The 23,218-nt window shown below is 73.6% G+C and carries 23 protein-coding genes and 1 pseudogene; 17 read left to right on the forward strand and 7 right to left on the reverse strand.

Going from position 1 to position 23,218, the window contains the following annotated elements; translation table 11 throughout:
- Positions 1–182: 182 nt before the first annotated feature.
- The 14 genes from RM445_RS03070 to RM445_RS03135 all read left to right on the forward strand — a co-directional run bounded on the left by RM445_RS03070 (position 183) and on the right by RM445_RS03135 (position 15,128).
- Entirely contained in the window at positions 183–944 is a 762-nt protein-coding gene (locus RM445_RS03070; RefSeq protein ID WP_311554429.1) for a redox-sensing transcriptional repressor Rex, read from the forward strand.
- Entirely contained in the window at positions 941–2,332 is a 1,392-nt protein-coding gene (locus RM445_RS03075) for a glutamyl-tRNA reductase (RefSeq protein ID WP_311554430.1), read from the forward strand. Before RM445_RS03070 ends, RM445_RS03075 begins: the two co-directional genes overlap by 4 nt.
- On the forward strand, positions 2,329–3,348 hold the full coding sequence (gene hemC / locus RM445_RS03080; protein WP_311554432.1) for a hydroxymethylbilane synthase: 1,020 nt from the start codon (positions 2,329–2,331) through the stop codon (positions 3,346–3,348). The genes RM445_RS03075 and hemC overlap by 4 nt, the downstream gene beginning before the upstream one ends.
- Positions 3,345–4,883, forward strand: a complete 1,539-nt coding sequence (locus RM445_RS03085; protein ID WP_311554433.1) for a bifunctional uroporphyrinogen-III C-methyltransferase/uroporphyrinogen-III synthase — start codon at positions 3,345–3,347, stop codon at positions 4,881–4,883. The genes hemC and RM445_RS03085 overlap by 4 nt, the downstream gene beginning before the upstream one ends.
- Before the next feature lie 174 nt (positions 4,884–5,057).
- A complete protein-coding gene (hemB, locus tag RM445_RS03090; protein WP_311554434.1) occupies positions 5,058–6,038 on the forward strand; it encodes a porphobilinogen synthase in 981 nt (326 codons plus the stop codon).
- 106 nt (positions 6,039–6,144) lie between these two features.
- Positions 6,145–6,672 (forward strand): DUF4282 domain-containing protein, encoded by a 528-nt coding sequence (locus RM445_RS03095; protein WP_311554435.1) that lies wholly within the window; start codon positions 6,145–6,147, stop codon positions 6,670–6,672.
- 86 nt (positions 6,673–6,758) lie between these two features.
- Positions 6,759–7,451, forward strand: a complete 693-nt coding sequence (locus RM445_RS03100; RefSeq protein WP_311554436.1) for a hypothetical protein — start codon at positions 6,759–6,761, stop codon at positions 7,449–7,451.
- A 57-nt stretch (positions 7,452–7,508) separates the two neighbouring features.
- Positions 7,509–8,846, forward strand: coding sequence for a glutamate-1-semialdehyde 2,1-aminomutase (gene hemL / locus RM445_RS03105; RefSeq protein ID WP_311554437.1), 1,338 nt, complete (start codon positions 7,509–7,511; stop codon positions 8,844–8,846).
- A gap of 5 nt (positions 8,847–8,851) precedes the next feature.
- Positions 8,852–9,478: a histidine phosphatase family protein gene (locus RM445_RS03110; protein WP_311554438.1), complete on the forward strand. Its 627-nt coding sequence runs from the start codon at positions 8,852–8,854 to the stop codon at positions 9,476–9,478.
- A complete protein-coding gene (locus tag RM445_RS03115; protein ID WP_311554439.1) occupies positions 9,475–10,071 on the forward strand; it encodes a TlpA disulfide reductase family protein in 597 nt (198 codons plus the stop codon). Before RM445_RS03110 ends, RM445_RS03115 begins: the two co-directional genes overlap by 4 nt.
- A gap of 97 nt (positions 10,072–10,168) precedes the next feature.
- On the forward strand, positions 10,169–10,945 hold the full coding sequence (locus tag RM445_RS03120) for a cytochrome c biogenesis CcdA family protein (protein ID WP_311554440.1): 777 nt from the start codon (positions 10,169–10,171) through the stop codon (positions 10,943–10,945).
- A gap of 12 nt (positions 10,946–10,957) precedes the next feature.
- Positions 10,958–12,634 carry a cytochrome c biogenesis protein ResB gene (gene resB / locus RM445_RS03125; protein ID WP_311554441.1) on the forward strand — a complete coding sequence of 559 codons (1,677 nt, stop codon included), beginning with the start codon at positions 10,958–10,960 and terminating at the stop codon, positions 12,632–12,634.
- A gap of 17 nt (positions 12,635–12,651) precedes the next feature.
- Entirely contained in the window at positions 12,652–13,611 is a 960-nt protein-coding gene (gene ccsB / locus RM445_RS03130) for a c-type cytochrome biogenesis protein CcsB (RefSeq protein ID WP_311554900.1), read from the forward strand.
- A 146-nt stretch (positions 13,612–13,757) separates the two neighbouring features.
- Complete coding sequence (locus RM445_RS03135; RefSeq protein WP_311554442.1) at positions 13,758–15,128, forward strand: MinD/ParA family ATP-binding protein; 1,371 nt, start codon at positions 13,758–13,760, stop codon at positions 15,126–15,128.
- A 4-nt stretch (positions 15,129–15,132) separates the two neighbouring features.
- Here the strand turns inward: RM445_RS03135 and RM445_RS03140 are convergent, their stop codons facing one another.
- Together RM445_RS03140 and RM445_RS03145 are read right to left on the reverse strand one after the other, a co-directional pair.
- Entirely contained in the window at positions 15,133–15,348 is a 216-nt protein-coding gene (locus RM445_RS03140; protein WP_311554443.1) for a hypothetical protein, read from the reverse strand.
- 109 nt (positions 15,349–15,457) lie between these two features.
- Positions 15,458–15,688, reverse strand: coding sequence for a BldC family transcriptional regulator (locus RM445_RS03145; protein ID WP_311554444.1), 231 nt, complete (start codon positions 15,686–15,688; stop codon positions 15,458–15,460).
- Positions 15,689–15,849: 161 nt separating this feature from the next.
- Between RM445_RS03145 and RM445_RS03150 the strand changes: the two genes are divergently transcribed.
- Positions 15,850–16,203: a DUF4229 domain-containing protein gene (locus RM445_RS03150; protein ID WP_311554445.1), complete on the forward strand. Its 354-nt coding sequence runs from the start codon at positions 15,850–15,852 to the stop codon at positions 16,201–16,203.
- Here RM445_RS03150 and RM445_RS03155 read toward each other — a convergent pair.
- Together RM445_RS03155 and RM445_RS03160 are read right to left on the reverse strand one after the other, a co-directional pair.
- Positions 16,159–17,040: a 1,4-dihydroxy-2-naphthoate polyprenyltransferase gene (locus tag RM445_RS03155; RefSeq protein ID WP_311554446.1), complete on the reverse strand. Its 882-nt coding sequence runs from the start codon at positions 17,038–17,040 to the stop codon at positions 16,159–16,161. The genes RM445_RS03150 and RM445_RS03155 overlap by 45 nt on opposite strands.
- Before the next feature lie 9 nt (positions 17,041–17,049).
- The gene (locus RM445_RS03160; protein WP_311554447.1) at positions 17,050–18,267 is read right to left on the reverse strand and encodes a hypothetical protein; all 1,218 of its coding nucleotides are present in this window, start codon (positions 18,265–18,267) and stop codon (positions 17,050–17,052) included.
- A 326-nt stretch (positions 18,268–18,593) separates the two neighbouring features.
- Here RM445_RS03160 and RM445_RS03165 point away from each other — a divergent pair, with 326 nt between their 5' ends.
- The gene (locus RM445_RS03165) at positions 18,594–19,568 is read left to right on the forward strand and encodes an AraC-like ligand-binding domain-containing protein (protein WP_311554448.1); all 975 of its coding nucleotides are present in this window, start codon (positions 18,594–18,596) and stop codon (positions 19,566–19,568) included.
- A 127-nt stretch (positions 19,569–19,695) separates the two neighbouring features.
- Positions 19,696–20,400 carry a GntR family transcriptional regulator gene (locus tag RM445_RS03170; protein ID WP_311554449.1) on the forward strand — a complete coding sequence of 235 codons (705 nt, stop codon included), beginning with the start codon at positions 19,696–19,698 and terminating at the stop codon, positions 20,398–20,400.
- 2 nt (positions 20,401–20,402) lie between these two features.
- On the opposite strand, the pseudogene RM445_RS03175 reads toward RM445_RS03170, so the two are convergent.
- From RM445_RS03175 to RM445_RS03185, 3 genes and pseudogenes are all read right to left on the reverse strand, one after another.
- Positions 20,403–20,882 (reverse strand): annotated as a pseudogene (locus tag RM445_RS03175) (fumarylacetoacetate hydrolase family protein); the annotation flags it as partial.
- A gap of 99 nt (positions 20,883–20,981) precedes the next feature.
- Entirely contained in the window at positions 20,982–22,160 is a 1,179-nt protein-coding gene (gene rhmD / locus RM445_RS03180) for an L-rhamnonate dehydratase (RefSeq protein WP_311554450.1), read from the reverse strand.
- Positions 22,157–23,206 carry a zinc-dependent alcohol dehydrogenase gene (locus tag RM445_RS03185; RefSeq protein ID WP_311554451.1) on the reverse strand — a complete coding sequence of 350 codons (1,050 nt, stop codon included), beginning with the start codon at positions 23,204–23,206 and terminating at the stop codon, positions 22,157–22,159. Before RM445_RS03185 ends, rhmD begins: the two co-directional genes overlap by 4 nt.
- Between the last annotated feature and the right edge of the window lie 12 nt (positions 23,207–23,218).

The raw sequence follows: 23,218 nt of genomic DNA on the forward strand, positions 1-23,218 counted from the left end.
GCCCGCACGCGCCCACCGGCACGCGCGCGCGAGCACGATCCGCCTCAAGATCGCAACTTTGTGCACGCGTTCACGAGCGGCTACCGTGGCGGAGCGTCGCCGTCAATACCCCGCCCCCATGCGTTCACCGCCGCGGGGTACCGCGACCGCCCCGATTTCGATCGTCCGAGGAGTGCGTCAGCGTGACGTCCGCGCCGCAGGCAGGCCCGGAGGGCACCCCAGCCCTCGGGGAGGCAGCGGCCACCGGAACCGGCGGAGCGCCTGCTGCACGCGCCGTCCCGGAGGCCACCGTCGCGCGCCTCGCGGTGTACCTGCGCATGCTGGGCGAGCTCGCCGAGCAGGGCACCGACACGGTGTCGAGCGACGAGCTCGCGGCCGTCTGCGGGGTCAACTCGGCCAAGCTGCGCAAGGACCTCTCGTACGTCGGCTCGCACGGCATCCGTGGCGTCGGCTACGAGGTCGGCCCGCTGCTGCACCACCTGGAGTCGACGCTCGGGCTCACGCACCGCCAGTCCGTCGCGCTGGTCGGCATCGGCAACCTCGGCCACGCGCTGGCCGGCTACGGCGGGTTCGGCGGTCGCGGCTTCCCGGTCACGGCGCTGTTCGACGTCGACCCGGACCTGGTGGGCATCAAGATCAACGGCATCCTCGTGGACCACGTGCGGGACATCCCGCACGTCTGCCGCGAGCGCGACGTCACGATCGGCATGATCGCCACGCCCGCTCCCGCGGCCCAGGGTGCCTGCGACCTGCTGGTCCGAGCGGGTGTCTCGTGCATCTTGAACTTCGCCCCGGTCGTCCTGCAGGTACCGGAGCAGGTGGAGGTGCGGAAGGTGGACCTTGCCGTGGAACTGCAGATCCTGTCCTTCCACGTCGCGCGCAGGCACCTCGCCGAGAGGGAAGGGCTCGATGCGGTCAACGGGCACGCGGTGGTGAGGTCATGAGTGTTCTTGTCGTGGGGATGTCCCACCGCAGTGCTCCGGTCGAGGTGCTGGAACGCGCCGCCGTCGGTGCCGACGAGATCCCCAAGCTGCTCGACGAGATGCTGCACGGCAGCCACGTCACCGAGGTGATGATGCTGTCGACCTGCAACCGCATCGAGGTCTACGCGGTCGTCGACGCCTTCCACGGCGGCCTCGCCGACGTCTCGAGTGTGCTCGGGCGCCACGCCGCGCTGCCGCTGACCGAGCTCACCGAGCACCTCTACGTGCACTACGCGGGGTCGGCGGTCCAGCACCTGTTCGCCGTCGCGGCCGGGCTCGACTCGATGGTCATCGGCGAGGCGCAGATCCTCGGCCAGTTGCGCGCCGCGTACGCCGCGGCGGACACCGCAGGCACGGTCGGGCGGACGCTGCACGAGCTGTCGCAGCAGGCGCTGCGGGTCGGCAAGCGAGTGCACACCCGCACCGGGATCGACGCCGCGGGCGCCTCGGTCGTCTCCGAGGCGCTGACCGTGGCCACCCAGACGCTCGGCGATCTCCGGGGTGTGCGGGCCGTCGTGGTCGGCGCCGGGGCCATGGGCGCGCTCACCGCGGCCCACCTGCGCCGCGCGGGCGCGCAGGAGATCGTCGTGCTCAACCGCTCCGCCGAGCGGGCCCAGCGGCTCGTCGAGAACACCCGGCGTACCGGAACGCCCGCCCGGCACGCACCGCTCGAGGCGCTCGCGGACGAGCTGACCACGGCGGACCTGCTGGTGGCCAGCACCGGCGCGGTCGGCACGGTCGTCGCGCGCGAGACCGTCGCCGCCGCGATGGTCGCCCGCGACGGGCGCCCGCTGGCGGTCATCGACCTCGGGCTGCCCCGCGACGTCGACCCCGGCGTGGCCGCGCTGCCCGGTGTCTCCGTCGTCGACCTCGTCTCGCTGCAGGCCCGGCTCGCCCCCCGCGCCCACGGCGAGGCCGTCGCGGCGGCCCAGGAGCTCGTCGCCGAGGAGGCGCAGGCCTACCTGGCCGCGCAGCGCTCGGCGGAGGTGACCCCGACGGTGACGGCCCTGCGCCGCCGCGCGTCGGAGGTCATCGACGGCGAGCTGCTGCGGCTCGACTCGCGGCTGCCGGAGCTCGACCCCGCGGTGCGCGAGGAGTTCGTCCGCTCGGTCCGCCGCGTGGTCGACAAGCTGCTCCACACGCCGACAGTGCAGGTCAAGCGGCTCGCCGAGGGCCCGGACGGCAGCAGCTACGCGCACGCCCTGCGCGAGCTGTTCGAGCTCGACCCGCAGACCCCGGCGGCCGTCGCGGTGCAACGCCACGGCGACGTCCTCGCCGCGCTGGAGGCGCCGGTGGGCACCGCAGCGGAGGGCCCCGGCCTTCCGCGACACCGAGAGGACCACCGGTGACCGCGTCGGCCCAGAACCGTCCCCTCCGCCTCGGCACCCGGCCCAGCGCCCTGGCCGTGGCCCAGTCCGAGCTCGTCGCGGAGCGGCTGCGCGCCGCCGGCCACGCAGTCGAGCTGGTCACCGTCAGCACCTCCGGCGACCGGTCGGCGGCCCCGATCCCGACTCTGGGCGTCGGCGTGTTCGTCTCGCAGCTGCGCGACGCGCTCGTCGCGGACGAGGTCGACGTCGCCGTGCACTCCTACAAGGACCTGCCCACGGCACCGGACCCGCGGCTCGTGATCGCCGCGGTCCCGCCGCGGGAGGACCCGCGCGACGCACTGGTCGCCCGCGACGGCCGGGTGCTCGGCGAGCTGCCCGCAGGAGCGACGGTCGGTACCGGCGCACCGCGGCGGGTCGCTCAGCTGGAGGCGCTCGGCCTGGGTCTGCGCATCGTGCCGATCCGGGGCAATGTCGACACCCGCATCGGCAAGGTCGCCGCGGGGGAGCTCGACGCCGTGGTGGTCGCCGCCGCAGGGCTGCGCCGCCTGGGCCGCATCGACGAGGCGAGCGAGCTGCTCGACCCCCTGCAGATGCTGCCCGCACCCGCCCAGGGTGCGCTCGCTGTCGAGTGCCGCGCTGAGGGATTCGGGCGAGCCGACACCGCGCTGGCCGCGCTCCTCGCGCAGGTGCTCGACGACGCAGGCGCCCGGGCTGCCGTCACCGCCGAACGGGCGGTGCTGGCCACGCTGGAAGCCGGCTGCAGTGCCCCCGTGGGCGCGCTGGCCGACGTGGTGTCCGACCTGACAGACGACGGCCGGGTCGTCGACCGCGTGTTCCTGCGCGCGGTGGTCGGCACGGGCGACGGTGCGCTGGTGCGCGCGTCGGCCACCGGCGACCTCGACGACGTCGAGAAGCTCGGCGCGGCGCTGGCCGCGGAGCTGCTCGACATAGGAGGCGGCTCACTGGATGCCGCCGAGGGAGGCCCGAGCCCTGCCGGCGCGGACTCCGTACAAGCTCAATCGGGAGTAGATCGATGAACCGCGCACCGTCCACCCCCGGACGCATCGCCTTCGTGGGCAGTGGCCCCGGCGACCCCGGATTACTCACCGTCCGCGCTCGCGACGCGATCGCCGGCGCCCCGCTGGTGGTCACCGACCCCGACGTCGCCGAGGGCGTGCTCGCCCTCGTGGCCGACGGCGCCGACATCCGGCCCGCCGTGGGCGAGCCGGCCGACGTCGCCGCAGGCCTGGTCGCCGAGGCGGCCGCAGGCCGGCAGGTGGTGCGGCTGGTCGGCGGCGACCCCCTGACCGCCGACGCCGTCGTGGCCGAGACGCTCGCCGTCGCCGCCGCAGGCGTGCCGTTCGACGTCGTCCCGGGCGTCGGCACCGGCACCGCGGTGCCGGCCTACGCCGGCGTCCCGCTCGGCTCCGCGCACGTCGAGGCGGACGTGCGGGCGGGTCTCGACTGGGCGGCGCTCGCCGCCGTACCCGGGCCGCTGGTGCTGCACGCCACCGCGGCGCACCTGCTCGACGTGGTCACCGGGCTGACCGAGCACGGCGTCGCGCCGACCACCCCGGTCGCCGTGACCTCCCGCGGCACGCTGACCGCGCAGAAGACGGTGCAGACCACTCTCGCGGCGCTGGCGAGCGAGGGCGCCGACCTCGACGGCCCGCTCGTCGTGACGATCGGCGACGCGGTCGCGCAGCGCGACCGGCTGTCGTGGTGGGAGTCGCGGGCCCTCTACGGGTGGCGCGTGCTGGTGCCGCGCACGAAGGACCAGGCCGGCGTGATGAGCGACCGGCTCGCCGTGCACGGCGCCACCGCGGAGGAGGTGCCGACCATCGCGGTCGAGCCGCCGCGGTCGCCCACCCAGATGGAACGCGCGGTCAAGGGCCTCGTCGACGGCCGCTACCAGTGGGTGGTGTTCACCTCGACGAACGCCGTGCGCGCGGTGTGGGAGAAGTTCGCGGAGTTCGGGCTCGACGCCCGCGCGTTCTCCGGCGTGAAGATCGCCTGCGTGGGCGCCTCGACGGCGGAGAAGGTGCGCGCCTTCGGCATCGTGCCGGACCTCGTGCCCACGGTGCCGGAGCAGGAGTCGTCGTCCGAGGGCCTGCTGGGCATCTTCCCGCCGCACGACGACGTGCTCGACCCCGTGGACCGCGTGCTGCTCCCGCGTGCGGACATCGCGACGGAGACGCTGGCCGCAGGCCTGCGCGACCGCGGTTGGGAGATCGACGACGTGACCGCGTACCGCACGGTGCGCGCTGCGCCGCCGCCCGCCCCGATCCGCGAGGCGATCAAGACCGGCGGGTTCGACGCGGTGTGCTTCACCTCGTCGTCGACGGTGCGCAACCTGGTCGGGATCGCCGGCAAGCCGCACGCGCGCACGATCGTCGCCTGCATCGGCCCGCAGACGGCCGAGACCGCACGCGAGTTCGGCCTGCGGGTCGACGTGCAGCCGGAGGAGGCGCGGGTGCCCGCGCTGGTCGACGCGCTGGCGGCGCACGCGGCGCGGCTCCGCGCCGAGGGCGCACTGCCTCCCCCGCGGAAGGCCAAGATCCGCCGCCGCTGATCGGATCGCGGCACGGAAACGAGCGAACGCGGCGTTCGGCAAGTCAGACCTTGCCAACGCCGCGTTCGCTCGTTTCCCGGCCGCATCTCGCCGCCGGCAGATCGCGGACATGCTGGGCGTCCTCATCCGACGCCAGGGCGACGACAAGCCGCCGGCCGGTCGTACGCTGGGCTGATGGCCTTCCCGACCCACCGGCCCCGCCGGCTGCGCGCCATGCCGGCGCTGCGGCGGCTGGTCGCCGAGACGACCCTGCGCCCGCGCCAGCTCGTGCTGCCCATGTTCGTGAAGGAGGGCGCCACCGAGCCGACGCCGATCGGGTCGATGCCCGGTGTCGTCCAGCACAGCCGCGACTCGCTCCGCAAGGCCGCCGTCGACGCCGTGACCGCGGGTGTCGGCGGGCTCATGCTGTTCGGCGTGCCCGCCCGCCGCGACGCCACCGGCAGTGCGGGCGTCGACCCGGACGGCGTCCTGAACGTCGCCCTGCGCGACCTGCGGGCCGAGGTCGGCGACGCCACCGTGATCATGGCCGACACCTGCCTCGACGAGTTCACCGACCACGGCCACTGCGGCGTGCTCGACGACGAGGGCGGGGTCGACAACGACGCCACGCTCGCGGTCTACGCGCAGATGGCCGTGGCGCAGGCCGACGCGGGAGCGCACCTGCTCGGACCGAGCGGGATGATGGACGGCCAGGTGGGCGTCATCCGGGCCGCCCTCGACGCCGCGGGTCACCGCGACACCGGGATCCTCGCCTACACCGCCAAGTACGCCTCGGCGTTCTACGGGCCCTTCCGCGAGGCCGTCGACAGCCAGCTGCGCGGCGACCGCAAGACCTACCAGCAGGACGGCGGCAACATCCGCGAGTCGCTGCGCGAGCTCGCGCTCGACCTCGAGGAGGGCGCCGACCTGGTGATGGTCAAGCCCGCGATGGCCTACCTGGACGTGCTGCGGGCGGTGGCCGAGGTCTCCGACGTGCCGGTGGCCGCCTACCAGGTCTCGGGCGAGTACGCGATGGTCGAGGCGGCTGCGGCGAACGGCTGGCTCGACCGCGACCGGACGATCCTGGAGACGCTCACCGCGATCCGCCGGGCCGGCGCGGACGTCGTCCTCACCTACTGGGCGGTCGAGGTCGCCGCCCGGCTGGACCGCGACTAGGTCACGAGCGGGCCCACCTGGGCGTTCGTCCATCGACCTGCAGGTATGCTGCCGCCCCGCCGAAGCCCGAAGGCCGGCGCGACCTATCTGGTGGAGGAACTGCACGATGAGTAACGACCCGGCTCCCGGCGGCGAGCAGCAGCCCGGCTGGCACGGTCAGCAGCCTTATCCGGGGGGCTACGGCCAGCAGCAGCCGGAGCAGCCGACGTACGCGTCGTACCCGCCGCCGCCCGGGCAGCCCGCGGGCTACGGGCAGGCGGCGCAGCCGACCTGGCAGCAGCAGACCCCCGGCCAGCAGCGCTACCCGGGCTACCCGGCGGGGACGACCGGCATCCCGCCGCAGAACGAGGCGCCGAGCTTCTTCGGCGCGCTGTTCGACTTCGGCTTCAACTCGTTCGCGACCCCCGTCGTGATCAAGGTGCTCTACATCCTGGGCCTGGTGGGGATCGGGCTGGGCTACGTCGGGTTCGTCGTCACCGCGTTCGCCCAGAGCGCCGGTTACGGCCTCGTCGTGCTGTTGCTCGGCGCGGTCGCCGCGCTGTTCTACGTCATCTTCTTCCGCGTGTTCCTGGAGTTCTACTACGCGGTGGTGCGGATGTCGGAGGACATCCGGGCGATGCGCAACCGCTCCTGACCGGACGTGGACAGCGGGTACCGTGACCGCGTGAGCTCGGCCGGCGCGCCGCGGACGCGGCCGACGGGTACGGGCGAGGAGGTCGTGTGAGCATCCCGGGGGACGGGCGGGCGCCCGACGAGCGCGATCTGCCGGACCCGGCCCGGCCGTACCCCGGGCCGTCCCAGTACCCCGGTCCGTCCCCGTACTCGCAGGCTCCGGCCGGCGGTCCGGCGGATCCTGCGGCCGCGCCGCCGTACGTCTACAACCCGTACGGCAACTTCCCCTACCCCGCCTCGTACCCGTCGTCCCCCGCGGGGCTGGGCCCCGAGCAGGTGCTGCCGCCGCCCCGGCGGCCGGGATCGCTGCACCTGGCGTTGCTGCTGGTCGTCCTCTCGGCACTGCCGTACCTGCTGGTCGGGCTGCTCGCGGTGGTCGGCGCCGGGCAGGCCGCGGCCGCACTGCCGCCCGAAGACCTGGCGCAGATCCAGGAGCTGGGGGTCGACCTCGAGCAGCTCGTCCGCGTCACCGGCTTCGTGCTGGTGGCGACCGCCCTGGTGTACCTGCTGCTCGGGGTGCTCGCCTGGACGGGACGACGCTGGGCCCGCGGCCTGCTCGCCGCCGTGACCGCGGGGTTCGTCTTCATGGTCGCCACCTCCGCGGTCGCGGCGGGATCCCAGGGCCTGCCGATGGACGGCGGGAGCCTGCTCGTTCTCGGCGTTCCGTTGGTGCTCGCCCTGCTCGCCCTCGCGCTGATGTTCGGCTCGGCCGCCCGCGAATGGTTCGCGCGCCGCCGCTGATCGCACCTCACACCGGGCGTGCTGCGGGCCGGCCGTGTGCTGGGGAAGACTGGGGTCGTGAGCACGCCCCCCGTCGCCGAACTCGGCACTGACGTCTCCCGCGCCCTGTTCACCCGCGCCGCCGCCGTGATCCCCGGCGGGGTCAACTCGCCCGTCCGCGCCTTCACCTCGGTCGGCGGCACGCCGCGGTTCATGGCCTCGGCCCGCGGCCCGTGGCTCACCGACGCCGACGGCCACCGCTACGTGGACCTCATCTGCTCGTGGGGCCCGATGATCCTCGGCCACGCGCATCCCGCGGTCGTCGAGGCGGTCCGTGAGGCCGCGGGCGGCGGGCTGTCGTTCGGCGCGCCGACCTCGGCCGAGATCGAGCTCGCCGAGGAGATCATCGGGCGGGTCGCGCCGGTCGAGCAGGTGCGACTGGTCAACTCGGGCACCGAGGCGACGATGAGCGCCGTCCGGCTCGCCCGCGGGATCACCGGCCGGACCGGCGTCGTCAAGTTCGCCGGCTGCTACCACGGGCACGTCGACGCGCTGCTCGCCCAGGCCGGCTCGGGCGTCGCGACGCTCGGCCTGCCCACCAGCCCCGGGGTCACGGGTGCACAGGCCGCCGACACCATCGTGCTGCCCTACAACGACCTCGACGCCGTCCGCGCGGTGTTCGCGGCGCGCGGCGGCGAGATCGCCTGCGTGATCACCGAAGCGGCGGCGGGCAACATGGGCGCGATCGCCCCGCTCGCGGGCTTCAACGCCGGGCTCAAGGAGCTGTGCGCCGCCCACGGAGCTCTGCTGATCATGGACGAGGTGATGACCGGCTTCCGGGTCTCCCGCTCCGGCTGGTTCGGCGTGGAGGGGGTCGCGGGCGATCTCTACACGTTCGGGAAGGTCATGTCGGGCGGACTGCCGGCGGCGGCGTTCGGCGGGTCGGCGACGCTGATGGGCCACCTCGCCCCGGCCGGCCCGGTGTACCAGGCGGGGACGCTGTCGGGGAACCCGGTCGCGGTCGCCGCCGGTCTGGCCACGCTGCGGCACGCGGACGACGCCGTCTACGCGACTCTCGACGCGAACGCGGACCGGCTGACGCGGATGCTGGGCGACGCGCTGTCGGCCGAAGGTGTGCCGCACCGCGTGCAGCGGGCCGGGAACATGCTGTCGGTGTTCTTCACCGGCGACGAGGTGCACGACTACGCCGGGGCGCAGGCCGCGCAGACCTGGCGCTTCCCCCCGTTCTTCCACGCGCTGCTCGACCGCGGGGTCTACCCGCCGCCGAGCGCCTTCGAGGCGTGGTTCGTCTCCACGGCCCTGGACGACGACGCCTGGCAGACGATCGACGACGCCCTGCCCCACGCCGCGAAGGCGGCGGCCACGGCGATCTCGCCGACGGACGCGGCACAGTGACGGCCGTGCGCACGGTCGTGCACGTGCTGCGCCACGGCGAGGTGTACAACCCCGGCGGCATCCTCTACGGGCGCATCTCGGGGTTCCGGCTCTCCGAGAACGGCCGCGACCAGGCCGACATCGTCGCGAAGTCGCTCGCCGACGCCGACCTGACCGCCGTGCTCGCCTCACCGCTGCAGCGCGCGCAGGAGACCGCCGCGCCGGTCGCCGCCCAGCACGGCCTGGAGATCGTCACCGACGACCGGCTGATCGAGGCGGGCAACAGCTTCGAGGGGCAGCGGGTGTCCGTCGGCGACGGCGCGCTGCGCAACCCGCGCCACTGGTGGCTGCTGCGCGACCCCTTCACCCCCTCGTGGGGCGAGCCGTACCAGGAGATCGCGCAGCGGATGCTCGCCGTCGTGCACCGCGCCCGCGAGCTCGCTGCCGGGCACGAGGCGCTGTGCGTGAGCCACCAGCTGCCGATCTGGACGCTGCGTCGCTACGTCAGCGGTCAACATCTCTGGCACGACCCGCGCCGCCGCCAGTGCGCGCTCGCCTCGCTGACCTCGCTGGTGTTCGACGACGGCGAGCTGGTGCAGCTGCGCTACACCGAGCCCGCCGGACGCAGCGACCCCGCCCAGACCGGCGCATGACCACGACCATCTTCCGCAGGCTTGCTGCGCTGCTCGTCGCCGCGTTCCTGCTGACGGCCTGCAGCACCAGCAAGGACGCCGTGGAGACCGGCCAGGACTTCACCTTCGTCGCCCCGGGCGGGCAGACCATGATCGTCTACGACCCGCCGGAGAGCCGCGGTGCGTTGCGGCAACTGTCGGGGGAGAGCCTGCTGAACCCGGGCACGACCGTCGGGCTCGAGGACCTCACCGGCCGCGTCGTCGTGCTCAACATCTGGGGCTCCTGGTGCGGCCCGTGCCGCGCCGAGGCCCCGGACCTGGAGTTCGTCGCGCAGCAGACGGCCGCGGACGGGGTCTCGGTGCTGGGCGTCGACGTCCGCGACGACCGGAACGCCGCCGCCGACTTCATCCGCGACCGCGGGATCACCTACGACTCGGTCTTCGACCCGCCCGGCCGCACGCTCGCGGCCCTGCGCGGCTACCCGCGCAACACCGTGCCGTCGACGATCGTGCTCGACCGCCGGCATCGGGTGGCGGCGGTGTACCTGACGTCCATCCGCGTGCCCGAGCTCATCCCGCTGGTCCAGCGCCTCGCAGCCGAACCGGCCCCGTAGCCCGCGCGGCCGGTGATGCAGCCCACCCACGATCGGATCTACGCGTCGTAGAACCCGACGGGCGAAGTGTCGGTCCTGGCACCTACTCTCGTCTTCGATGGACCCCTCGACCACTCTCGCGGTCAGCGGCCCGCTGCTTGCAGCGGTGGCCGTGGCCGTGCTGGCGGGCGCGGTCAGCTTCGCGTCGCCGTGCGTGGTGCCGCTGGTCCCCGGCTACCTGGCCTACCTCGCCGGGCTGGTGGGGGCCGACGCGCCGCCCGCGACGCTCGAGGAGGCCCGCGGGCCGCGCAGCGGCCGGTGGCGGGTGGCCGGGGCAGCCGTGCTGTTCGTCGCCGGGTTCACGGCGGTGTTCGGCGCGATCCTCGTCGGCGTCGTGTGGGTGGCGGACGCGCTGGTCCGCAACGAGGCGCTGCTGCAGCGGGCCGGCGGGGTCGTGATGGTCGCGATGGGCCTCGCGTTCGTCGGGCTGGTGCCGTTCCTGCAGCGCGAGCGCCGCGTGCACTGGGTACCCCGCGCCGGGATCTGGGGTGCGCCGCTGCTCGGCGCGGTGTTCGGGTTGGGCTGGGTGCCGTGCGTCGGGCCGACGCTCGCGGGCGTCGTCGCCGTCGCCGCCGGCACCGGCGGCGGGTCGGTGCGGGGGGTCGTGCTCACCCTGGCCTACTGCGCCGGGCTCGGCCTGCCGTTCGTGGTGATCGCCCTCGGCGCCGCCCGGGCCGTGCGCGCGCTCGGCTGGCTGCGCCGGCACACGCGCGGGATCCAGGTCGGCGGGGGAGTGCTGCTCGTCACGGTCGGCCTGCTCCTGGTCAGCGGGCTGTGGGGCGGGCTGCTGGCGCAGCTCCAGGTGTCGGTCGCCGGCTTCACCCCGGTGTTGTAGGCGGCGCTCCGGATGACCACCACCGCACCGCCCACCGCCCCTCCGGACGAGAGCCCGCCGGCCCCGCCGCACGCGCTGTGGGCGCTGCTGCGCAACACCTGGCGGGGCCTCACGAGCATGCGCACCGCGCTGGTGCTGCTGTTCCTGCTCGCCGTCGCCGCGCTGCCGGGGGCGCTGCTCCCGCAGCGCTCGCTGAACCAGCGCCTGGTCACCCAGTACTTCACCGACCATCCAACGCTCGCCCCGTTGCTCGACGACCTCAAGTTCTTCGACGTCTTCGCCGCGCCCTGGTTCGCCGCCGTCTACCTGCTGCTGATGATCTCGCTGGTGGGCTGCCTGGTGCCGCGCACCGTCGAGCAGATCCGCGGGCTGCGCACCCCGCCGGTCGCCATCCCGCGCAACCTCTCCCGGCTCCCGCACGCCTTAACGACCACCCTGGACGAGCCGGCCGGCGACGTCGAGGCTCGGGTGCGCAGGCGGTTGCGGGGCTGGCAGGTCCGCTGGCGCGACGAACCCGGCCCTGATTCCGCCCACCCGGTCCGGACCGTGTCGGCCGAGCGGGGTCGCATGCACGAAGTCGGCAACCTCGTGTTCCACCTCAGCCTGCTCGGCCTGCTCGTCGCGTTCGCCGCCGGCAAGATGTTCGGCTACGAGGGCCAGGTGATCGTGCTGTCCGGCGGCGGGCAGTTCTGCAACACCGGCATCCTCGGGTACGACTCCTTCCGTGCCGGCCTGCGGGTCGACGGAACGGACCTGCAGCCGTTCTGCGTGCGCGTCGACGACTTCACCGCCACGTATGAGGCGACGGGGCAGCCCGCGAGCTTCACCGCCGGGATCGGCTACCAGACCGCGGCGGACCTCGCTGCCGGCACGGACGCCTGGCGGCCGACGACGATCGCGGTCAACCACCCGCTCCGCACCGACGGCAGCCGCCTCTACCTGCTCGGGCACGGCTACGCCCCGCGCTTCACCGTCACCTACCCGGACGGCCGGCAGCGGACCGGCGAGGTCCAGTGGCGGCCCGTCGACCAGACCACGCTGCTGTCGGAGGGTGCCACGAAGTTCGCCCGCCCCGGTGTGACGGACGAGGAGCAGCGCCGCACCAGCCAGCTCGCCGTCACCGGCCTGCTGGCGCCCACCAGCTCGGGCGGGCAGGTCGTGACCTCGGTGTTCCCGGCGCTGGACGACCCCGAGGTGGCCGTCGACGTGCTGCGGGGCGACCTCGGGCTGGACGACGGCCGCGGGCAGTCGATCTTCACGGTCGACCGGAGCAAGCTCGACACCGGCGAGCTGACGCGCGCGGCGCGAAAGAACATGCGGCCCGGCGACGAGATCACCCTGGACGACGGCACGCGCGTCCGCTTCGACGGCGTGCGCGACTGGGTGTCGCTGCAGGTCAGCCACGACCCCGCGCAGGTGTGGGTGCTGACCTCGGCGGTCTTCATGCTGACCGGGCTGATGCTGTCGCTGGCGGTGCGCCGCCGCCGGTTCTGGGTACGGCTCACCCCGACGGGTGCAGGCGAAACCCGGGTGGAGCTCGGCGGGCTGGCGCGCACGGACCGCGCGGGTTACGGCGAGGAGTTCGACCGCCTCACCGCGGCCGTGCTGGGTACGGATCCCGACGGACCCGGCGCAGACTCGGCCGGCATGGACATGCAGAAATCCCCGAAGACGGAGGACCGCCCGTGAACGACGTGGTGCTCGCCATGTACAGCGACCGGCTGTTCATGGCGGCGGTCGGGGTGTACGTGCTCGCGATGGCGCTGCACGCCGCCGAGTACGCCGCGCTCCGCTCGGCACAGCCGGCAGCAGCGCCGGCCGAGGCGGTCGCTGTCGGGGCGACGTCCGCGAGCCCGGGGGCGGCCGTCCCCGACGAAGGGCCCGGCGGTCCGGACCTGTCCGACGAGAGTGCCGCTCGTCCGCGCACCCGCGCCGACCGGCTCGGCGGGGCCGCGGTGAACCTGGTCGTGCTCGCGGCGCTGCTCCAGTTCGGGTCGATCGTCACCCGCGGGCTGGCCGCCGACCGCTGGCCGCTGGGGAACATGTACGAGTTCACCTCCGCCGTCTGCCTCGCGGCGGTGGTGACCTGGCTGGTCGTGCTGCGCAGGCTGCCGGCACTGCGCGCCGTCGCACTGTTCGTCCTGCTCCCGGTGGTGATCCTGCTTTTCCTGGGCGGCACGGTCCTCTACGCGCGGGCGGCGCCGGTGGTGCCGGCGCTGCGCTCGTACTGGCTGGTCGTGCACGTCACCACGATCACCGTGTCGTCCGGGCTGCTGCTGGTCCCGGGCGTCGCCAGCCTGCTCTTCCTGCTGCGCCGGTCGGGCCGGGGCGGGGCGCTGGTCGACCGCCTGCCGTCGGCCGCGACGCTGGACCGGCTGGCCTACCGCACCACGATCGTCGCCTTCCCGCTGTACACGTTCGGCGTGATCGCCGGGGCGATCTGGGCGGAGGCCGCGTGGGGCCGGTTCTGGGGCTGGGACCCCAAGGAGACCGTCGCGTTCGTCGCCTGGGTGGTCTACGCCGCCTACCTGCACGCCCGGGCCACAGCCGGCTGGCGCACCGGCCGCGCCGCGTGGATCAACGTCGCCGGGTGGGCGGTCGTGCTGTTCAACCTGTTCTTCATCAACATGGTGGTCGCGGGCCTGCACTCCTACGCCGGCATCTGAGCGGATGTGCCGTCCCATCTCTCGCGGTCCGTGACCATCGGCCCCCGGCTAGCCCATCGACCGACAGGGACGACGCGACTACCGTCGGATTCCGTGGGGGACAGCGTGCTGACCAAAAGGGAAAGGGCCTCTGCGGGGGGCCGGTCGTGACGCAGAGCGAGCCCGATCCGGAGCAGCCGGACGGGGCCGTGCGACGGTACGTGCGGGAGCAGTGGGACACCGACACCTCGGTACGCCGATCCCGGCGCCGCACCTCCTCGACGCTTCCTCCTTCGCCCGGACCCCGGTCGCCGGGGCCCCAGCACGCCACCCCGGCCGCCGGCCTGGGCGCCGTGCGACCCGCCCCGGAACCGGTCGACACCGAGCCGGGGACGGTCGAGCGGGCGGCCGGCCCGGACATCGTCCGCCCGGACGGCGCCGGCCCACACGTCGTCGCGGACCTGCCGCGCGTGCCCGAGGCGCGCAGCGCGAGCGACCACACGGCGCACCAGGCGCCCTGGACACCACCGCGCGGCGTCGGTCGCTGGGTCGATCCCGGCGCCGTGGCCGCCCAGGAGGCCCAGCGGGCCCGCAGCGGTGTGGTGAGCTCCGGGATCGACGGTCTCCCGACCGATCTCTCGTCGGCCCGGCTGCTGCGCCCCGCGAAGCGGCCGCCGCAGTCCGGCTGGCGGCGGCTGGTGTACGTGCTGTCCGGCAAGCTGATCAACCCGGGCGAGAGCCCCGCCGACATCCACCGCCGCGAGCTCATCGCGCGGATCAACGCCCCGCTCCTCGGCTGCCACAAGATCGCGTTGCTGAGCCTCAAGGGCGGCGTCGGCAAGACCACGATGACCGCGACGCTGGGCGCCTCCTTCGCGTCGCTGCGCGGCGACCGGGTCGTGGCCGTCGACGCGAACCCGGACCGCGGCACGCTCAGCCAGAAGATTCCGCTGGAGACCAGCGCCACGGTGCGGCACCTACTGCGCGACGCCCAGCGCGTGCGGCGCTACACCGACGTCCGTGCCTACACCTCGCAGGGCGCGTCGCGGCTGGAGGTGCTCGCCAGCGAGCAGGACCCCGCGGTGTCCGTGGCCTTCAGCGAAGACGACTACCGACGCACGGTGAACCTGCTCGAGCACTTCTACAACATGGTGCTCACCGACTGCGGCACCGGCCTGATGCACTCGGCGATGTACGGGGTGCTGGGCGTGGCGGACCAGATCGTGGTGGTCTCGTCGGGCTCGATCGACGGTGCCCGCAGCGCCAGCGCCACCATGGACTGGCTCGACGCGCACGGGCACGGCGACCTGGTCCGCAACGCGGTCGTAGTGATCAACTGTGTGAGCCGGTCGGCGGGCGGGGTGGACCTGGACCGGGTCGCGGAGCACTTCGCGGGCCGGTGCCGGGCGGTGGTGCGGATCCCGTTCGACCCGCACCTGCAGGAGGGGGCCGAGGTGGACCTGGACCGCCTCGACCCGCGCACGCGGCTGGGCCTGCTCGAGTTGGCGGCCGAGGTCGCCGACGCGTTCCCCTCCTGAGGATCTACACGGTCGGGGGGTCGTCGCGCCGCTTGACCTTCTCGTCGAGTTGCCGCAGGAAGTCGGGGTCGTCGTCCGGGCCGCTGACCCGCGGCCGGCCTGCACCCGGGGGCTGTGGCCGCCGGGCGACCGGGGGAGCGTCGCTGCGGGACGAGTTCATCGCCTTCCACAGCACCAGTGCGATGATCGCGGCGCCGACGAACGCGATGAGGAACAGCATCGGTACCACCTCCGACGTCGAGATTAGCCGAGGCGTCGGCGACGGGGTGTGAAGTCCACCCGGTCACCCGACACGACGCTGTGCGCAGGGGCCGGACGAGGGTGGATGGTCAGCGGGTGGTCTGGGGCAGTGCCTCGCTCGTCAGGCTCGCGAGCATGTTGCGGACCTCGGACTCGCGGAACCGGCGGTGCCCGCCGGGGGTGCGGATCGAGCCGATGCGGCCGGCCGAGGCCCACCGGGTGACGGTCTTCGGGTCGACGCGGAAGAGGCTCGCGACCTCGCCGGGGGTGAGCAGGTGCTCCGCGCCGTCCGTCGGGGCCGGCTGGGTGGGGGTGACCATGGTGTCTCCCGTGTGCGTCGATGGAGCAGCAACGTGGATGTTCCCGGCCATCGTGACACCGGGGATGCCAGGTACTCGAACGGTTGTGTAGAGGTAAAGAGAACTTAAAGGACGAATCGGACGCGGACGGTGAGCGCCGGCGACGCCGTACGCTCGTCCGTATGAGCGCCCCCACCGACCCGCGGGCGAGCCGACCTGCCCGCGAGCCGGGCATGGCCGCCACCCTGGCTCTCTACACCCTGGCCCGGCTCGGCCTGCTCGCGCTGATCGCCGGCCTGCTGCTCCTGGCCGGCACTCCTGTTCTCATCGCCCTGCTCGTGGCACTGATCGTCGCGCTGCCGCTGTCGATGCTGGTGTTCCGCGGGCTGCGGGCCCGGCTGGACGTCGCGCTCGCCACGTCCCGGGCCCGACGCACCACGGAGCGGTCGGCGCTGCGGGCGAGGCTACGCGGCGACGAGCCCGACACCGCGTCAGGCGATCGGCCCGAGAGCCAGTCCGACCCCCGTGGTGACTGACCAGGCCAGCAGGAGCAGGCCCGTGTCGCCGAGCACGCGCACCAGGCGGCGTCCGTCCGCACCGCCGAGCACGCGGCGGGTCACGGCGGCGGCCAGCGGTAGCGCGAGCAGTCCGAGCAGCATCGGCCAGCTGCGGATCCCGGCCAGCGCCGAGAGGCCCAGCGGCAGCAGGACGCACGCGACGTAGAGGCGTCGGGTGTCGGTGTCGCCGAGCGCGACCGCCAACGTCCGCTTGCCGGCAGCCGTGTCGCCGTCGATGTCGCGCAGGTTGTTGACCACCAGCACGGCACAGGCGAGCAGGCCGACTCCCGCGGCACCGACGATCGCGAGCGGGCTCACCGTGCCGCTCTGCGTCAGCGCCGTCCCGAGCACCGCGACCGGCCCGAAGAACACGAAGACGGCCACCTCGCCGAGCCCGGCGTAGCCGTAGGGTCGCCGCCCGCCCGTGTAGAACCAGGCCCCGGCGATGCACACGGCGCCGACGGCCACGAGCCACCACTGCCGCGTCAGCGACACGAGCGTCAGCCCGGCGAGGGCGGCGATCGAGAAGCACAGGAACGCCGCGTTCCACACCGCCGCCGGCACGGCCAGCCGCGACCCGACCAGCCGCACCGGGCCGACCCGATCGTCGTCCGTGCCGCGGATGCCGTCGGAGTAGTCGTTGGCGTAGTTGACGCCGATCACCAGCGCGACGGCGACGACCAGCGCGAGCAGCGCCCGTCCCGGTTGCACCGCTCCGCCGCCGACCGCCGCGCCGGTGCCGACCAGCACCGGGGAGATCGCGGTCGGCAGCGTCCGTGGCCGCGCTCCCGCGACCCACTGTCCGACACTCGCCACCCGACGAGGTTATCCAGAACAGCCGGGCAGGTGACGCGGCCACTGCTGGGGAGGCACCGCCGAGGCCGGGAGGAACTCGCCGGCCCCGACCCGCAGCCAGGCGCCGGTCGCGCACTGGAGCGGCACCGCCGCCCCCTCCGCGGCGAGCCCGACGACCGGCGCCTTCGGATCCGGTGCCTCGTGCAGCTCCACCCGGTCGTGGACCCGGACGGTGCCCAGCGGGCTGTCGCCGGTCCACAGGTAGTCGACCTCGACCCAGGCGTTGTCCTTGAGTCCGAGCGCGTCCCAGAACAAGCCGTCGGCCAGGTCGATGCCCGCGGGATTGACCACCTTCCGGCCGAACTGGTCCTTCCCACCGTGGTAGCCGTTCTGCTTCGCGGCCTGTGACTGCGGCACTCCGCGGGGCAGGTCGCGCCATTCCTGGCGCCTCTTGGGGGCGTTCCAGTAGTCGTCGCGGGTGTTCCACGGGCCGACGTCCCACACCGGCGCGAACGCGCAGCGGCCGGTCGGCGCGCACACCTTCACCGTGTAGTCGCTGGTGTTGCGCGGCGCGAGCGCTCGTCGCGAGGGCAGGGCGACGAACAGGTCCCGCTTGGTGATCACGTGGCCGTTCGCGGTCGTGCCGCCGACGAGGCCCTCGCGCGTCGCGAACACCCGGTAACGCTTCGGGTCCTCCTGGACGGCGGTGGCGGCCGGGCCGGCCGCGGGCCGGGCCGTCAGGGTCAGGTTCCGGACGACCGGGCCCGGGTCCGCCGCATCCTGGACGGGGCCGAGCACGAGGCGCGCCTGCACCTGGACGACGGGTACGGGCAGCGCAGCGGTCAGGATGGGGGCGCCCGCCGATGGCTCGGCGGGTTCCCACTCGGTCCATCCGCCGCCCGGACGCAGTCCGCGGACGTCCAGCGAGGCCGTGGCGCCGCTGGTTCCTGGCGCGAGAGTCAGCACCGCGTCGACCCGGTCGACGGGTACGTCCAGGGACCGGGCGGGCAGGGTCAGCAGACCGGGGGCGCCCGCGTCGCCGTGGCCGTCGGCTCGTGCGGTGCCCACCTGCGCGCGGTCCGGGCTGAGCTGCGCCGTTCCGCCGGACACCGTGACCCCCGCGGCCTCGCCGGCGAGCGGCGGGGACCAGCTGATCGTGTCGGCCGGGGCGGCGTCCGCGGTGGACGATCCCACGACCGTCGTCGCCACGACGAGCACTCCGGCGAGGAGCGCCCCTGCCGTCTGCATCGTCGCTCACTCCCCGGGTCGGTCGTCGTCCACGGCGAAGGACATCGCACCCTCGGGGGTCCTGCAAGTACGGAGAGTGAGCAGTACCGGAACGGGTGGTCCGAGGTCCCGCGGCGCACCACAAGAGCCCGTTCGAAACATCACATCGGGCGGCTTGACGCTCGTCGTCGGGGGTATCTCGCGAGCGCCGGCCGACCTCGTGCGGCGGTTCCCCGGAATTTCGAAATTTTGTTGCACCCTGGTTACGCTGCGGTTACCGTCGGAGCGACCCGTCCATCGGGGCCCGAACCCGGTCAGACCCCGGCGTGGCCCGAGGGAGTGCTGCGATGGACCTCGTCTCGGTCGACGGACTTCCGCCCCGGTACCGCCTGTCGGCCTGGCAGGAGCTCGTGTCACGCGCGTTCGTGCCCGTCGAGGTCACCGGCGATCCGCACGCTCTGTTCCGCGGCCGGATCGAGTCGACCGAGCTCGGCCCGCTGCGGGTGTCCGAGGTGACGTCCGACGTCCAGCGGGTCCGGCGGACGCCGCAGGTGATCTCGTCGAGCGACCCGCAGTGCTACCTGATCACGATGGCGTTGCGCGAGGACGCCGTCGTCGTGCAGGACGGCCGGAAGGCCGCACTGACGCCCGGCGACATCACCATCTGCGACACCACCCGGCCCTACGAGTTCGCCTCCCGTGCGCCGTTCCGGGCTCTGGTGATCACCTGCCCGAGGCGCTTCATGCGGCTGACGTCCCGGGACGTCCAGCGGTTGACCGCGACCAGTTTCTCCGGACGGCGCGGCGTCGGCGCCCTGGTGTCACCGTTCCTGTCCGGGCTCCTGGCGCGGCTGGCCGACTGCGACGGGTGCAGCGTCGTCCACCTCGCCGACAACGTCATCGACCTCCTCCGGACGATGTTCGAACAGAACCTGCGGAATGCGGAGCCGGTGCCGGATCTCCGGCAGGGCCTTCTGACGCGGGCCCTGCGGTTCGTCGAGGACAACCTGCACGACCCCGCCCTGGGCCCGGCGGCGATCGCCGCGTCGCTGCACATCTCGACCCGGTACCTGCACAAGCTGTTCGAGGCCGAGGGCACCACGGCCTGTGCGTGGATCCGTGCCCGGCGGCTCGAGCACTGCCGCCGCGACCTCGCCGATCCGGCTCTGGCCGCGCGGTCGGTGAGCGCCGTGGGCGCGCGGTGGGGCCTTCCCGACGCGTCGCGCTTCAGCCGCCTGTTCCGGGAGGCGTTCCAGGTCAGTCCGCGCGAATACCGCCTGCACCACGGCGACCGCCTGTCCCTCGCAGCACGAGGCGCGTGATCGTCCCGGGCGGCGAGGAGCACCGTGCGTCGTCGGCTCATCGCTGTTCCCTCACGGACAAGACCGCGCCCGCGACATCTGGTGCCCTCGAGATGATCCGCTCGTGCAGAGAGGTCGAGGGATCCCGATGGTCGACAGGTCCGTTCACGCGCCGCCCCGCACGAAGGCCGACGAGGTCTACGGCAAGCTGCGCTCCGACGTCCTCGCGGGGAGGCGGGAGCCGGGATCGCGGCTGCCGTTCGCCGAGCTGTGCGCTCGCTACCAGGCGAGTGCGGGTGTGGTGCGGGAGGGGCTGTCCCGCCTGGCCGAGGAGGGCCTCGTCGTCGCCACGCCGCAGCGTGGTTTCCGGGTCATCCCGCTCACCGCGGACGACCTGCGCGACCTGACGGAGGTGCGCCTGCTCAACGAGACGCTCGCCCTCCGCTCGGCCGTCGTCGAGGGCGACTCCGCGTGGGAGTCGCGGATCGTGCAGGCCCACGGCCGACTCGAGCGGACCCCGCAGACCGGGGCGGCCGACCCGGCCCTGATGGACGACGCGTGGGTCACGGCGCACAACGCCTTCCACGCCGCCCTTCTGAGCGGTTGCCGCAACCGGCGGTTGCTCTCGATCGCGCTCTCGATGCGGGACGCCTCCGTCCTCTACCAGCGCTGGACCCTGTCGATCGGGCAGGACACAGACCGGGACGCGCCGGCCGAACACCGCGAGATGCTCGACGCCGCACTCGCCCGCGACCCGGAGCGCGCCGTCGCTGCGTTGCGCGCCCACGTCGGCCGGACCACCGACGTGCTGTTGGCCGCCCTCGAGCGGCTGCCCGCAGACGCAGGCGCGTAGCCTCAGGAGGCCCTGGCCGTGCTCGGGGCGGGTACGTCGGCCGGCACCACCGTCTGCCGCTGCGCTCCGAGGCCGTCGATCTCGAGGTCGACGACGTCGCCGTCGGTCAGGTACGGGTAGCGGCCGGAGAGGGCGACCCCCTGCGGAGTGCCGGTGTTGATGAGGTCGCCGGGCTCCAGGACGAGGTACCGGCTCAGATCCCAGACGAGGTGGTGCACGGAGAAGATCATGTCGGCGGTGCTGGAGTCCTGGCGGGGCTCCCCGTTGACCCAGGAGCGCAGGCCGAGGCGCTGCGGATCGACCTCGTCGGCCGGCACCAGGTACGGGCCGAGCGGATTGAACGTCTCGCAGCACTTCCCCTTCGACCACTGCCCTCCGGAGACCTCGGTCTGGAAGGCGCGCTCGGAGACGTCGTGCGAGACGGTGTACCCGGCGATGACGTCCGCCGCCTCCTCGGGCGAGGCCAGGTACCGGGCCCGGCGCCGCGCTGAGGTCGAAGACCCGCCCGCCCTCCTCGACGGCCGGCCGTTCGGCACCCGGCTCTCCCACGCGCAGCAATCGCATTCCCGGCCTCCGGGTCGTCAGTGTGTGAAGGGGCGTTCGAGCGTCGTGGCAGGGTCGAGCTCGACGCCGAAGCCCGGCTTGTCGGACAGCCTCAGGCGTCCTCGCTCGGGGACCGGTTCCCCGGCGAGCAGCGGCGAGAACATGGGAACGACCTCGCTGGGCACCGGATGCATCATCAGGAACTCGGCGAACGGGCTGTTGTGCTGCGTGATCACGAAGTGGTACGAGTACACGCTCGACCCGTGCGGGACGACCAGCTTGCCGTGGGCGTCGGCGAGCGCGGAGATCCGTCGCAGCTCGGTGATCCCGCCGCACCACCCGACGTCCGGCTGCAGGATGTCGCAGCAGCCCATGTCGAGCAGCAGCCGGAAGCCCCAGCGGGTGGCCTCGTGCTCCCCGGTCGTGATCAGCATCTGCGCGGGCGCCCGTCGCCGCAGCTCGGCGTAGCCCCAGTAGTCGTCGGGGAGCAGCGCCTCCTCGATCCACCTGAGCCCGTACTCCGCCCCGCGGTGGGCCAGCCTGGTGGCGTAGTCGAGGTCCAGCGACATCCAGCAGTCGAACATCAGCCAGAAGTCGTCACCCACCCGCTCCCGCATGGTGCGCAGGGTCTCGATGTTGCGGGTGAGCCCCTCCTCGCGCTCCGCGGGGCCGTGCTGCAGCGGCATCTTCCCGCCGATGAACCCCATCTCCTTGGCGAGGTCGGGTCGGGCGCCGGTGGCGTAGAAGACCAGCTCGTCGCGGACCGCCCCGCCGAGGAGGTGGTACACGGGTTCCTGCCGCACCTGCCCGAGCAAGTCCCACAGCGCGAGGTCGACGCCGCTGATGGTGTTGAGCACGATGCCCTTGCGCCCGTAGTAGAGCGTCGACAGGTACATCTGGTCCCACATCTTCTCGATGTCGGTGACCGGTCGGCCCTCGATGAACCGCGCGAGGTGGTTCTCGACGATCCACGCGCCGAGCTCGCCGCCGGTGGTCACCGCGAACCCGGTGGCGCCGTCGTCGGTCTCGACCTCGACGACGAGTGTGCCGAGCACGTTGATGCCGAAGGACTGGCGGCTCTGCCGGTACTCCGGGTACTTCGCCATGGGTGTGGCGATGTGGTCGTCGATCCAGTGGCCCGACGACTGGTCGTGGTAGTCCGCGCCGCCGCCGCGGACCACCGACGCGCGCACGTGCCGGATCCGCGGCACGCTCATCCGCCCGCGCCCCTCGGTCCCTGCGGGAAGACCACGATCTTGCTGGCGTGGAGGTCGCCCGAGGCGAGCCGGGCGAAGGCCTCCGGCGCATCGTCGAGCCCCACGCGGTCGTCGATGAGGTGCGCCAGGCCCTCGGGTCGCGACGCCACCCACTCCGCGGTCTCGCGGAACTCCCTCGACGGGTAGGTGAACGAGCCGATGATCGACCGCTCGAACGTGGTCACGTCGAACGCGGCGAGCGTCAGCTCACGGGACCCCATCCCGACCAGCACGATCCGGGCTCCGAGGGACGAGGCGCGCAGGGCGTCGCCCACCGTCCGGCTGGTCCCGACGGCGTCGAGCACCGCCGTCGCCGGCCGGCCGAGCGCGTCCTGGACCTGGTCGGCGAGATCACCGGTCGTCGGGTCGATCGTGGCGAAGCCCAGCTTCTCCACGAGTCGGCGCCGCGCGGTGCCCGGCTCCGAGACCACCACCTGCTCCGCTCCGAGGCGGCGAGCGGCCAGGGCGCACGCCTGCCCGATCGGGCCGCCACCGATGACCAGCACGGTGTCGTCGGGCGCGACACCTCCGCTGCGTGTGGCGTGGTACCCGACCGAGAGCGGTTCGACGAGGGACCCCCACTCCTCCGGCATGCCGTCCGGCAGCACGACGACGTTGCGGGCGGGCGCCAGCATCAGCTCGGCGAACGCCGACTCGATCTCCCTGTCGACGCCGATCACCTTCCGGCGCGGGCACAGCTGCTCGCTCCCGGCGGCGCACTGCGCGCACTCGCCGCAGCCGATCACCGGGTTCACGGTCGCGACCCGGCCCGGTTCACGGCCGTCGCCGGCGGCGTCCGCGCCCACGGCGACGATCCTGCCCACCGTCTCGTGGCCCATGACCTGACCGGGGTGCCGCCGCTTGTTCTCTCCCGTGTAGCCGTGCAGGTCTGACCCGCAGATCCCGGTCGCGGTGATGCGGAGCAGCACCTCGCCCGGACCCGGCTGCGGATCGGGACGCTCTTCGACGCCGATGTCGTTCGGGCCGTGGTAGACGAGGGCGCGCATGTGTCCGTCCGC

Source organism: Pseudonocardia charpentierae, from assembly GCF_031845345.1.
In the GTDB taxonomy this organism is placed as follows: domain Bacteria; phylum Actinomycetota; class Actinomycetes; order Mycobacteriales; family Pseudonocardiaceae; genus Pseudonocardia; species Pseudonocardia charpentierae.